This is a genomic window from Klebsiella sp. EMBS2024 (assembly GCF_036233805.1).
In the GTDB taxonomy this organism is placed as follows: Bacteria; Pseudomonadota; Gammaproteobacteria; order Enterobacterales; family Enterobacteriaceae; genus Klebsiella; species Klebsiella pneumoniae.
Genome location: NZ_JAZARW010000001.1, coordinates 3,284,621 through 3,297,422, shown reverse-complemented (window position 1 = coordinate 3,297,422; position 12,802 = coordinate 3,284,621). Strand labels below are relative to the sequence as shown.

11 protein-coding genes are annotated in these 12,802 nt (G+C 59.4%); 7 read left to right on the top strand and 4 right to left on the bottom strand.

All coding sequences use genetic code 11. The annotated features are described in order from the left end of the window. Positions 1-50 precede the first annotated feature (50 nt). Positions 51-776, top strand: coding sequence for an aspartyl/asparaginyl beta-hydroxylase domain-containing protein (locus tag VZP09_RS15050; RefSeq protein WP_442910127.1), 726 nt, complete (start codon positions 51-53; stop codon positions 774-776). Here VZP09_RS15050 and VZP09_RS15045 read toward each other — a convergent pair. The 3 genes from VZP09_RS15045 to VZP09_RS15035 form a co-directional block, all read right to left on the bottom strand. After that, positions 757-1,302 carry a rhodanese family protein gene (locus VZP09_RS15045; protein WP_004185349.1) on the bottom strand — a complete coding sequence of 182 codons (546 nt, stop codon included), beginning with the start codon at positions 1,300-1,302 and terminating at the stop codon, positions 757-759. The two genes, VZP09_RS15050 and VZP09_RS15045, sit on opposite strands and share 20 nt — an antisense overlap. A gap of 7 nt (positions 1,303-1,309) precedes the next feature. Continuing rightward, entirely contained in the window at positions 1,310-1,609 is a 300-nt protein-coding gene (locus tag VZP09_RS15040; RefSeq protein WP_002914277.1) for an ArsR/SmtB family transcription factor, read from the bottom strand. Between the two features lie 75 nt (positions 1,610-1,684). Next, positions 1,685-2,290: an FMN-dependent NADH-azoreductase gene (locus tag VZP09_RS15035; protein ID WP_201531702.1), complete on the bottom strand. Its 606-nt coding sequence runs from the start codon at positions 2,288-2,290 to the stop codon at positions 1,685-1,687. Positions 2,291-2,393: 103 nt separating this feature from the next. Here VZP09_RS15035 and VZP09_RS15030 point away from each other — a divergent pair, with 103 nt between their 5' ends. Beyond that, on the top strand, positions 2,394-3,302 hold the full coding sequence (locus VZP09_RS15030) for a LysR family transcriptional regulator (RefSeq protein WP_004145715.1): 909 nt from the start codon (positions 2,394-2,396) through the stop codon (positions 3,300-3,302). An 82-nt stretch (positions 3,303-3,384) separates the two neighbouring features. Here VZP09_RS15030 and VZP09_RS15025 read toward each other — a convergent pair whose 3' ends face one another. Next, entirely contained in the window at positions 3,385-5,172 is a 1,788-nt protein-coding gene (locus VZP09_RS15025; RefSeq protein WP_328795251.1) for a sigma-54-dependent Fis family transcriptional regulator, read from the bottom strand. A gap of 264 nt (positions 5,173-5,436) precedes the next feature. Between VZP09_RS15025 and exaC the strand changes: the two genes are divergently transcribed. From exaC to VZP09_RS15000, 5 genes are all read left to right on the top strand, one after another. Further along, on the top strand, positions 5,437-6,957 hold the full coding sequence (gene exaC, locus VZP09_RS15020; protein WP_014907057.1) for an acetaldehyde dehydrogenase ExaC: 1,521 nt from the start codon (positions 5,437-5,439) through the stop codon (positions 6,955-6,957). A gap of 701 nt (positions 6,958-7,658) precedes the next feature. Beyond that, entirely contained in the window at positions 7,659-8,240 is a 582-nt protein-coding gene (locus VZP09_RS15015) for a fimbrial protein (RefSeq protein WP_004145710.1), read from the top strand. A gap of 194 nt (positions 8,241-8,434) precedes the next feature. Next, complete coding sequence (locus VZP09_RS15010; protein ID WP_004185341.1) at positions 8,435-9,097, top strand: fimbrial biogenesis chaperone; 663 nt, start codon at positions 8,435-8,437, stop codon at positions 9,095-9,097. 36 nt (positions 9,098-9,133) lie between these two features. Next, a complete protein-coding gene (locus VZP09_RS15005; protein ID WP_328795250.1) occupies positions 9,134-11,689 on the top strand; it encodes a fimbria/pilus outer membrane usher protein in 2,556 nt (851 codons plus the stop codon). Between the two features lie 7 nt (positions 11,690-11,696). Beyond that, complete coding sequence (locus VZP09_RS15000) at positions 11,697-12,791, top strand: fimbrial protein (protein WP_004180974.1); 1,095 nt, start codon at positions 11,697-11,699, stop codon at positions 12,789-12,791. The last annotated feature ends 11 nt before the right edge of the window (positions 12,792-12,802 follow it).

Below are 12,802 nucleotides of genomic sequence, written 5' to 3'. Positions count from 1 at the left end.
TTNTGTATTTATTTTCCCGCGTGCCGAATACGCCTTATCTGCGGCCGGAGATGTTTCCCGAGCTGGCGATATTGCAGCAAAACTGGCAGGTTATTCGCGACGAAGGTCTCCACCTTCAGCAGCTGGAGCAGATTAAAGCGGCCGATAAATATAACGATGCCGGGTTTAACTCATTTTTCAAAACCGGCTGGAAACGCTTTTATCTGAAATGGTATGAGGATGCCCATCCTTCCGCCAGCCAGCTCTGTCCGCAAACTACCGCGCTGCTGCGCGATATCCCGTCGGTGAAAGCGGCCATGTTTGCCACTCTGCCGGACGGTAGCCGTCTGCCGCGCCATCGCGACCCCTACGCCGGCTCGCTACGCTTTCATCTGGGCCTGGCAACGCCGAACGATGACCGATGCTTTATCGAGGTGGATGGCCAGCGTTACAGTTGGCGCGATGGAGAAGGCGTGCTGTTTGACGAGACCTATATCCACTATGCGGAAAATACCAGTGGTGAGAATCGCCTGATTCTGTTCTGCGATATTGAACGGCCGATGCGCTACCGCTGGGCGCAGAAAGTTAACCACTGGCTGGGACGCCATCTGATGAGCGCCGCTTCGGCGCCCAACGATATCGGCGATCGCACCGGCGGGATTAACCGGGCGTTTCGCTATATTTACCAGATCCGTATTGTTGGTAAGCGGTTGAAAAAATGGAATAAGACGGTCTATTACATCGTCAAATGGCTGCTCTTCGGCGGCATTGCCTGGCTTATCTGGAGCGCGTTTTAACCCCCTGGCGCCGGTTCCACGGCATGGTCGCCAGCAGACGCGCCATGCCGCAAAAGCCGGTTACGCCGGCGAAGGTGAGCCCGGCGCCGACCGCGCCGCTGAGCAGGAAAAAGCCGCCGTTAACGGTATAGCCCAGCAGCACCCCCAGTAAAATCAGGACGCCAGCGGCAATTTGCACCTGGCGCATCAGCGGCAGCGGCTGCGATGAATCTTCCACTACCGGCAACCCCGCGGCTTTCCACGCCTGAATTCCTCCTGCCAGCAGGCAGGCCTGCGCCGGCGCGGCGGCCGCGGCCAGACGAATCGCATTATTCTGCGTCCGGGAACCCGCCTGGCAGTGAAAGATGACCGTCTCTCCGGCCCGGGCATTGAGGGGCGCACCGCTGGTCAGAGTGGCGAGCGGCACCAGCTCGGCATCGGGGATATGTTCGCGCGCATATTCATCCGCATCGCGGATATCAATCAGTCTGGCGCCCTGGGCAATCTGCGCCTGGGCCTCGGCGGGAGTTAAGGTGGCGATGGTCATAGGATCCTCACGGGCAATAGAGCGTTTTCAGCGTATTGATCACCTGCTGTACCGCAGGGTGGGTGATGAAATAGTGGATACGCTGGGCGTCGCGCTCGCTGTCGATCAGCCCCTCGTCACGCATCCGCGCGAGGTGTTGCGAGGTGGCGGAGGGGCTCAGGCCTGTAGCCCGGGCGAGTTCGCCGGCGCTGGCCCTGGGCGCATCGCACAGCATGCACAGGATCAGCAATCGGTGAGGATTGCTCATCGCTTTCATCAGCGCGGCGGCTTCTCCGGCGCGGGCCTGCAGGTCTTCAGGTGTGGTCATTTATTTTAGCTTTGTCTAAATTTAGATAACTCTAAAATAAAAAGGCCGCCAGCGCCAGCACAATTTCTTCACGACTCAGGCCGGAACGGCGAGCCGGGCAATCTGCGCCCGGGCGCTGGCGATCCCGGCGTCGCGACCATGCGGGCGATTGTCCAGCCCTTCGGCATAGATAAATTCCACCTCCTGGATCCCCATCAGCCCCAGTACCGCGCGCAGATAGGGCGTGACGGCATCGGTAGTTTCTCCCTGGTGAATACCGCCGCGGCTGCTGACGACCACCGCCCGGACGCCCTCCACCAGCCCCTGCGGCCAGCTCTCGGTGTAGCGAAAGGTTTCCCGTGCCCGCGCCACGAGGTCGAACCATTTTTTTAGATCGGTCGGGACGTTGAGGTTATACATCGGCGCGCCGATCACCAGCAGGTCGCTGGCCTTTAACTCGGCGATAAGCTGGTCGGAGAGGGCGACCGCCTCGCGGATAGCAGGCTGCGGATCCACTGCCCCGCGCAGGGCGGCGAACAGGGGGCGATCCAGCGTTGGCAGCGCCATGGCGCTGAGATCGTGTTCGATGAGCCGATCGCCGTGTCCCGCCGCCTGGCGCGCCGCGAGAAATTCGTTAATCAACTGATTGGTCTGGGATGTTTCGCCATTAATGCTGGATTTTAAAACCAGAACGTTAGCCATGATGAGTGCCTCAAATGAAAGATAGAAGCAAAGACTAACACTGTCTTTTTTGTCTCAGGAGTGACATTATTTTTCCCTATTGTATCCCGTAAGGAACCAATCTGTGCGCGACGATCTGAATGCGATCCCGGTATTTGTCACCGTGGTCGAGAGCGGCAACTTTGCCAGCGCGGCGGCGATCCTCCATGTGACGCGTTCGGCGGTGGGAAAAACCATTGCCCGGCTGGAAGCGCGTCTCGGCGTGGCGTTATTCCAGCGTACCACCCGACGGCAACTGCTGACGGAAGAGGGGGAGCAATTCTATCTCCAGTGCCGGGAAGCGCTGGAGCGCATCCGCGAGGCCGAAGAGACGCTGCAGCGCGGCAAAGATGAGGTGCAGGGGCGGCTGCGGGTGTCGCTGCCGGTGCTGTTTGGCCAGCGCTGCGTGGCACCGCTGCTGTTCCGCCTCAGCCAGCGCTATCCGTTACTGAAGCTCGAGCTCCACTACAGCGACCGGCAGGTCAATCTGCTGGAGGAGGGGTTTGATCTTGCGGTGCGTATCGGGAGCCTGGCCGATACCGGGTCGCTGCGGGCCCGGGCGCTGGGAGAGCACGGCATGGTGCTGTGCGCGGCGGCGGAGTACCTGCGCCAGCAGCCAGCGCCGCAGACTATTGCCGGGTTGAACGAGCACCGTACCCTCGGCTATCTGCACAACGGCCAGCTGCAAAAATGGCAACTGTATGACCCGCAGCAGGGCGAAGTGCGCTTCAGTCCGCAGACGTGGCTGATACAGGATGATTTTGCCGCCATCGCGGCGGCAGTGCAGCAGGGGATGGGCATCGCCTGGCTGCCGGACTGGCTGGTGGCGCAGGCGCTTGCCGATGGGACATTGCAGCAGGTGTTGGCGCCCAGCGCTCAGGTGCGTTTCGCCATCCACGCGGTATGGCCGGAGGGGCCGTGGCTGCCGCAAAAAACGCGGGCGGCGATCGATGCCCTGCGGGAAGGGCTACCTCTTACCGCAACACCTGGTTAGCGCAGAGAGAAATAACTGCCATCTATGGCGGCGGAGGTTTCCCGACAGCGTGCAAGCTACCGGCGCGCTTTACGCCATAGCCTCAGCGACGAGGCCGTCCGGCACGGGCGGCACGGCGGTACAACGTGCTGCGGGCGATACCCAGTATCTGCGCCGCCCGGCTGACGTTGCCGTTGACCCTGGCCAGGGTATCGACAATCAACTGCTCATCACGGGCCTGCAATCCCCCGCGCGGCAACGGCGCAGGCGCGGCGCGATACGCCTCCGGCAGCGCGTCGGTCGTCAGCGTGTCGCCCTCATCGGCGAGAGCCAGCATTACCTTCAGGACGCTCTGCAGCTGGCGTACGTTTCCCGGCCACGGCAGCTGGCTGAGGTGAACCAGCAGCGCGTTTGAAAGCGTCACCCGGCGTGAAGCACCGCCCAGGTCGTGCCACAGGGTGGCGATAAAGGTTTCCAGCGCCGGCCACTCGCGCAGCGGAGGCAGCGCCAGGGCGTATTCCCGCAGGCGCCACAGCAGATCTTCACGGAATTCTCCGGCGCTGACCCGCTGGGTCAGGTTGCGGTGGGTGGCGCAGATCAAGGCGAAATTCACCGGCACGCTGCGGCTGGCGCCCAGCGGAGCGACCTCTTTCTCCTGCAGGACGCGCAGGAGGCGGGTCTGCAGCGCCAGCGGCATATCGCCGATCTCATCAAGAAACAGCACCCCGCCGTCAGCCTCGCGGATTTTACCGATATAGCCATTTTTGCTGGCGCCGGTAAACGCCCCCGGCTGGTAGCCGAAGAGCTCGGATTCGATCAGCGATTCCGGAATGGCGGCGCAGTTAATGGCGACAAATTTACCGCTGCGCCAGCGGCTGTGCCGGTGCAACGTGCGGCTGACATACTCTTTGCCGCTGCCGGTTTCTCCTTCAATGCACAGGGCGATGCCGGCGTTGAGCAGCCGCAGCAGCTTTTCGCCTTCGCGCGGACTGGTAAAGGGGAGATGCATGGCCGGCGGGGCGCTTACCGCCACCCGGCGGCGGGTGGGCGCCCGCAGGCGATAATGGTAGCGGCCCTGCGGCGTGGTCAGCGGCAGCGGGACGCTGACCGCCGTTTGCGTCAGCGTCGGAAAAAGCGAGGCAAAGGTGAGCTGGCCAAACTGCGCCGCGCTCAGGCCGAACTCGCGCATCGCCAGCCGGTTGCCGGCGGTGAGGACGTTGTCGGAAAAGACCAGCAGCAGCTCCTCGACGCTGTCGAGTTTGTCCACCTGCCGGTGCAGTCTCATCAGCCACTGCTCAGGATGCAGACTCTGTTTCACCCACAGATATTCAATTTGCTTTGCCGCCGCTTTTACCCAGCCAAAGGTGTGCTGGTGGGGAAAATTCGCCGGGCCGGAGATATCCAGCACCCCGGCGATGCTTCCGTCCGGTCGCTGGAGCGGCATCGCCGCGCAGTACAGATTCTGGTTGCGGGTAAGAAAGTGCTGACGGCCATCGATCTCGCAGCCATCGTCAATCGCCAGCGCGGTGCCGATGGCGTTGGTCCCGCGCCCGCTTTCACTCCACAGATTGCCGGGAGCCAGCGCCACGCGCTGGGCCTTTTGCAGCGCCTGGGTATCGCCGAGAGTATGCAGCACCAGGCCGTCGGGGTCGGAAAGGATCACCACCGACTGCAGGTCTGCGACCTGGCGCGACAGGGCTTCCACCACCGGCTGCGCCAGCTGCTGCAGGCCGCGGTGGCTGGCGAGCCGGTCCGCCAGCTCGCCGGCGCCGAGGCGGGGAAAATCCTCGGTGGCGGGATCCAGCCCGTAGCGCTGGCAGCGAGACCACGAATCGCTCAGCAGGGGATTCGCATTAACCTCTGGTGCGAGAAGAAAGGGATTGCCTGCCACAGGGCACCTCTGGGTCGATGTTGCTGTGTTGCAATATTGTAGCCATTTGGTTTATTTGGTGTTGCGATTTGCAACACATAAGTGGAAACCCGTGCGACAGATGGCTGACCATCTGCTCGGTTAGTGAAGGCAACGTATTAATAAATAAAAATATTTAAAGAAAATAAAAAACTGGCATAACCCCTGCACAGTGAGAAGCGTTCGGCGGCAAATTTAAAAAATCAATATGCCGCTGCGTCTCAACCCTACAGAAGGAGATTTGCGATGCGTTATGCACATCCTGGCCAGCCCGGCGCCGTGGTTTCATTTAAATCGGCTTACGGCAACTTTATTGACGGTAGATTTGTCGAGCCGCTGAGCGGTGAATTCTTTATGAATACTTCGCCGGTCGACGGCAGCAACATTGCGCAGTTTCCCCGCTCGGATGCCAGAGACATTGACTTCGCCCTCGACGCCGCCCATCGCGCGGCGCCGGCGTGGGGTAAAACCTCAGTGCAACAGCGCTCCAGGCTGCTGCTACAGGTCGCCGATCGTATTGAACAGCATCTGGAATATCTGGCGGTGGCGGAGAGCTGGGACAATGGGAAACCGATCCGCGAAACCCTGAATGCTGACCTGCCGCTGGCGGTGGATCATTTTCGCTACTTCGCCGGCTGCCTGCGCGCTCAGGAGGGAAGCACCGCCGAGATTGACGAAACCACGGTGGCCTATCATTTCCATGAACCGCTGGGGGTGGTCGGGCAGATTATCCCGTGGAACTTCCCGCTGCTGATGGCCGCGTGGAAGCTGGCCCCGGCCCTGGCGGCGGGGAACTGCGTGGTGCTCAAACCGGCGGAACAGACGCCGCTAAGCATTACCCTGCTGCTGGAGCTGATCGGCGATCTGTTCCCGGCCGGGGTGCTTAACGTGGTGCAGGGTTTCGGCAAAGAGGCGGGCGAGGCGCTGGCCACCAGCAAGCGTATCGCCAAGCTGGCGTTTACCGGCTCCACGCCGGTCGGGCGGCATATTCTCGCCTGCGCGGCGGAAAATATTATCCCCTGCACCGTCGAGCTGGGGGGGAAATCGCCCAACATCTACTTCGCCGACGTGATGGACGGAGAAGAGGAATTTATTGAGAAGGCGGTGGAGGGGCTGGTGCTCGGCTTCTTCAACCAGGGTGAGGTCTGTACCTGCCCGTCGCGGGCGCTGATCCATGAATCCATCTATGAGCCCTTTATGGCACGGGTCATGGAGAAGGTGGCGCAGATCCGCCGCGGCGATCCGCTAGATACCGACACCATGATCGGCGCTCAGGCTTCCCGCCAGCAGTTCGACAAGATCCTCTCCTATATTCAGATTGCCCGGGAAGAGGGTGGGCAAATTCTGACCGGAGGCGAGCGGGCGGCTATCGCGCCGGCGCTGGATAATGGTTTTTATATTCAGCCCACGCTGATTAAAGGTCGCAACGATATGCGCTCCTTCCAGGAGGAGATCTTTGGGCCGGTGATCGGGGTGACCACCTTTAAGGACGAAGCGGAAGCGCTGACCATCGCCAATGAGACCCAGTTTGGTCTCGGCGCCGGGGTGTGGACGCGGGATACCAACCTCGCCTATCGCATGGGTCGCGGCATTAAAGCCGGTCGCGTGTGGACCAACTGCTATCATGTCTACCCGGCGCATGCGGCGTTCGGCGGCTATAAACAGTCCGGCGTCGGCCGGGAAACGCACAAGATGGCGCTGGATGCCTATCAGCAAACCAAAAACCTGCTGGTGAGCTACGGCACCGCGCCGCTGGGCCTGTTCTGAAGTCCATCTCATTTCTGACCGATCCTCAGTCCGCAATCCATTCGGGTTGCGGATTTTTTTTTACTTCAAAATAACCATGTGAAGATGGTGGCTATTTTGCCGGCGGCAGCGCCCATGTATTTATGTCACTTATGTATTGGCTTTCACTTGAAAATAAAAACACTTCCATAATAAGGGGTTAGCGGGTGGAGGTGGCGCACCCTGGCGTCGTTTGTGTAGAAATTATGAATATTAATACCAGGAAAATTCCTAATTTTTGTGTACGCTCTGACGAGCGCACAATAAAACAAGACGAATTTTTGAACAATTGTCTTTAAATTTGTTAATTGAATTGATCTGTTGTTGTTTAAAGGTATTTGAATTTCTTTTGTATAGATATGTAAATTAACATTGAAAAGCCATTTCAAAAATTAAATATATGGCGAGCATAGCTATTAACTTATAGTTAATATCTTCCCGGGTTGCCTTTTGATACTTCGGGTAATATATTTATTTCGCACATCAAAATAACTCTTTTTTCTTCTGTTTGTTATTCATGGCCATCTATTGGCGAAATAAGGCAGAGTAGAGGGGGATGTGCCTAATATCCTGCGGAAGGAACGCAACGTACATTTACAGGGAGGAGCTGACGAGCCGTTTCGCGATAGCTTTGGGGCTATTGTCGATGATGGAAAATATGTTCGTTAACGATGAGATAAATAATGAAAAAACAACCTCGCTTTATAACCATCCTCATAGGAGCGCTGCTTTCTGGCGTAGCCTTGCAGGCTACCGCGGCCAACACTATCAATCCTGACTCGGGCACCAGTTCGGAAGGCGCCGGCGGGCAGGTCATCTTCAATGGGTCAATCACCGACAGCTCTTGCAACGTCGATAGTAGTTCTAATGGCCAGAAGGTTGATCTGGGCAAATGGGCCAGCAACTATTTTACCGGCACTGGTTTTGAAACCACCAAAACCCCCTTCCATATCAAAGTGAAAGATTGCCCGGCCAGCGTGACTACGGTCGCCGTGCTGTTTGACGGCGCGCGCGATCAGTCTGATAACTCCCTGCTGGCCATCAACGGCGGCGCCAGCGGCGTAGCGATTAAGCTGTATGAGCACGATCGGTCGACGGCTGTCAGCCTCGGTAAAACGTCAGCCAAACAGACGGTCACTCCGGGTACCAGCGGCGGCACCGGCTCTGCCGACCTCGAGTTTTACGCCGACTATATCTCCACCGCGGCGACCGTGACGGCAGGTAAAGCCGACGGTACAGCTAATTTCAATATGATTTATAACTGATCTAATTGCGCGTTATTCAGAGTCAGCCCACTGCGTCTTGATTAATTACAGATAGCTAAAGTGTTAATTGTCATGAAGTCACGAAATATATTCGTGACGGTATAGTTGTTTTTGCTAATTATCCCGTCGAGTACTGGCTCTGTTATTCACTGCTTTATTTTGTTGTCTGTTCAACTTTTACCTGATGGTAAGTCATGATGAAGAAAATAATTGCCGTTGCGGCTTTTCTGCTGTGCACCACGGCAGCGCAGGCCGGTATTGTCATGGGTGGAACCCGTGTGATTTATCAGGAAGGGAAGCGTGAAGCCGCTATTTCAGTCACCAATGCCGATACCCATACGCCCTATCTGGTGCAGTCGTGGGTGGAAAATTACGCGGAAAACGATAAGGCCAGGGTGCCCTTCATTGTAACGCCGCCCTTGTTCCGTCTCGATCCGGAGCAAAATAACGTTCTGCGGATTAACTTTATTGGCGCCTCGCTGCCCCGCGACCGTGAATCGGTCTTCTGGCTGAACGTCAAAAGTATCGCCCCGACGCCTCAGGGCGAGGTGAATAAGCTGCAGGTGAATATTAAATCGAAATTCAAAATCTTCTATCGCCCCAACGACCTGGCGGGCGACCCGGCAAAGGCCTGGCAGCAGCTGAAGTTTAGCCAGTCCGGCGGTCGGCTGACGGTGATAAATCCCACTCCCTACTTCGTCTCTTTTTACGCCGTCGAAGTGGGCGGGCAAAGCATCGACGATCCCGGCATGGTGGCTCCCTTCGGCGAGAAAACGTGGCCGGTGAGCGGGCACGGCACCGTCAAATGGCGGGCGATTAACGACTACGGCGGCGTCAGCGATTTCGCCCAGCAGTAATTCCCCTTTTTGATGAGCTTACCGGACGGCGCCAGCATGAAAAGAATAACAACAGCCAGGGTGCGGGAGTATGCCTTGTTGCCCGTTACCGCCGGGCGGGCGGTGGCGCTGGCGACGGTGCCGACGATGATGTTTTGTCTCAGTCCGTTGAGCCGGGCGATGGCCGACGACTATTTTGACCCGGCGGCGCTGGAGTTTGCTGACCCGCAGCAGCAAACCTCCGATCTGCACTACTTCGCCAAACCCGGCGGCCAGCAGCCGGGGACTTATCCTGTCACCGTGGTGGTTAATGACCAGGAGCTGGGTCAGGCTGATATCACGTTTGTTGACGATGGCGGGCAGCTGCGCCCGGTGCTGACGCCCGGTCAGCTGGCGGAGTATGGCGTCAACGTCAGCGCGTTTCCCGCCTTTCAAGCGCTGCATGAAGGCGAAACCTTCACCCGGATCGAGAAGTTTATTCCCGACGCCAGCAGTCGGTTCAGCTTCGCTAACCAGCGCCTGACGCTGAGTATTCCCCAGGCGGCGATGAACGTGCAAAGCCGCGGCTATGTCGATCCGTCGCGCTGGGACGATGGCGTGCCGGCCGCGTTTGTCGATTACTATTTTTCCGGCGCGCAAATAAAGAACGCCGACGAAGGGGAGAGCAGCCGCTCAAACTATCTCAATTTACGCAGCGGCCTCAACCTGGGCGCCTGGCGACTGCGCAACATCTCCTCAATGCAGTATGACCAGCAGCGCCGGCACTGGGATACCCAGAGCACCTGGCTGCAGCGCGATGTCCGCTCGCTGAAGAGCTTGCTGCGGATCGGCGATACCTATACCACCGGCGATGTGTTTGACAGCATACAGTTTCGCGGCGTCCAGCTGATGTCTGACGATGAAATGCTCCCGGACAGCCAGCGCGGCTTTGCCCCCACCATTCGTGGCGTGGCGCACAGCAATGCCAAAGTGACCGTCTCTCAGCACGGGTATGTGATCTACGAGACCTTTGTGTCGCCGGGGGCGTTCGCCATCAGCGATCTCTACCCCACCTCGCAGAGCGGCGATCTGGAGGTGAAGGTGACCGAGAGCAATGGCGCGGTGCGTACCTTTACCCAGCCCTATTCCGCGGTGCCATATATGCTGCGCGAAGGGCGCGGCAAATTCAGTCTCAGCGCCGGCCGCTACCACTCCGGGGGGGAGTCGGTGCGCTCGCCGGAATTTCTGCAGGGCACTTTGTTCTACGGTTTGACGGCGGGATTCACCCTCTACGGTGGTACGCAGCTGGCCCGGGACTATCAGGCGTGGGCGCTGGGCCTGGGCCGCGGTTTTGGCGAGTTCGGATCGCTGGGAGGGGATGTCACCCAGGCCGTCACCCGTACGCCGTCGGGCAAGCGCTATACGGGCCATTCGCTGCGCGCTCAGTATCAGAAAAATTTTGTCAGCTCGGGCACTGCGTTCAGCCTCGCCAGCTATCGCTACTCGTCAAGCGGCTATTACGATTTTGCCGAAGCCAGCGCCCTCGAAAGCGCCCAGGGGCAAGTAGACAACCGGCGTCGCCGGGAAGAGCTGTCGGTGTCGCAAAGCCTTGGTGGCCTGGGCAGTCTGGCGGTTTCCGCCTGGTCGCAGGAGTACTGGCATCGGCAGAGTCGGGATGAGACGGTGCACCTTGGGTTCTACAGCGCCTGGAAAGGGATCTCCTGGGGCGTGGGCTATTACTACACCCGCACCAGCGGCCAGCAAAAAAATGACCGCTCCTGGTCATTCAATATCAATATTCCGCTGGGTGGTCCGCTGTCCGACAGCGCGGTGAGCTACAACACCACCTCGGACAGCAATGGCTATACCTCGCAGCAGATGTCGCTGTATGGCGCGGTGCCGACGCGGCCAAATCTGTTCTACTCGGTTCAGCAAGGTTATGGCAACCAGGGACGAGGCAGCAACAGCAGCGCCTCCCTGGACTACCACGGCGGCTTCGGCAACGCCCAGATCGGCTATCGCCATGACTCCGCCAGCAACCAGTTGACCTGGGGAGGCGCCGGCTCGGTGGTCGCGCATCCGCACGGCGTCACCTTCGGCCAGACGGTGGGTGAGAGCTTCGCCATCGTCCGGGCGCCGGGGGCCGCCGGCGTGGCGGTGCAAAACGGCAACAATGTGCACACCGACTGGCGCGGCTATGNCGTGGTGCCCTCTCTGACCGCCTACCGGAAAAATGTCATTACCCTCGATACGGAGTCGATGGCCGACGACACCGACGTCGACCAGCAGGGGCAGACCGTGATCCCCGGCGGCGGCGCGGTGGTGATGGCCAACTACCAGACCCACATTGGCAACCGGGTGCTGTTTACCCTGCGCAATGCCCAGGGGCCGCTACCGTTTGGCGCCAGTGCGCGGCTGGTCGAGGAGGAGGAGAGCGGCAATCCGCCGGGCGGCATGGTGGCCGACGGCGGCCAGGTGTATCTCAGCGGTGTGCCGCAGGAGGGAACCCTGGCGGTGAGTTGGAACGTCAACAACCAGTCGCAGAGCTGCACGCTGCATTTTCATCTTCCGGATAACCCACAGCAGAGTCTGAATACGGTGAAAACCGTCTCCGGACTGTGCCAGACACGCTGAGGCGGCTATGAAATCTGTTTTTCGTCTACTTCCTTTCCTCTTTCTGCTGGGGCTGAGCGCCTATCTTCCCGGCGTGCGGGCTGAAACCTGCCGCGCAAATATCGGCCAGACCACGGTCAATATTCCTAATATCAAGTATTTACCCACGCTGCCGGTCAATACACAGATGACCAGCGCGATGGCGGATAACGGCAGCGGGATCCCTTTTTCCTGCGACCTGCAGCTGCCAACGGCGAGCGCCAAACGCATCGTCTATAAGCAGCTGAAAACCGGCGGCTCGCCGATGGTGATTAACGGACAGCATGTCTACCCCAGCGCTATCGACGGCATTGGTTACGCCCTCAGCTTCCAGTGCGCCGGCGGCCCGATGCGTGCCATCGATGGCAGCCACTCCGCCGGCGGCGAGTCGGTGGTGGTATGCGACAGTGCGACGCTCCCGGCGCTGATGACGCAGCAGCAAACCACGGTGAGGATTGCGGTAACCTTCTATAAAACCGGAACGGTGCAACTGGCGGACGGGACGCATACCAACTCGCCGCCGCTGCCGCAGGTGGGGGAGATGACCATTGAACAGCAGACCAGCGCAAGCGCCAGCTTTGTCGCCAGCGCGCCGGTCAGCATCGATATCGCCGCCCTGAATGTGGACATTGGCAGCAGCGGCAGCTGCCAGGTAGCGACATCGACGATCCAGGTCAGTCTGGGTACGGTTAACCGGGGGGAGTTTCATGGCAAAGGGACTACCGGCGGTCAGGCGAAGCGCTTTTCGATTCCGGTCTTCTGTCCGACGCCGACCGACGTGCGCATCGGCTTTTTCGGCGTCAGCGTGGAGAGCGATACCCTGGCCCTGAGCCAGGCCAGCAACAGCGCCAGCGGCGTCGGCGTGAAGCTGACCTACGGCAATAACCCCGGTGCGGCAGTGCCCGACGGCACCAGCGTTAAGATCAATGAGGCCAGCAACTTGCCGATCCTGAAAAGGGTGACCGGCGCCAGCGCCGGTACCGCCGAGGCGATCAATTTCAACGCCCAGTATGTGCAGACTGACGCCACGGTGGGAGCCGGTACGGCCAACAGCATGGTGACTTTCGCCCTGGAGTATAACTAGCCTGGGGCGGC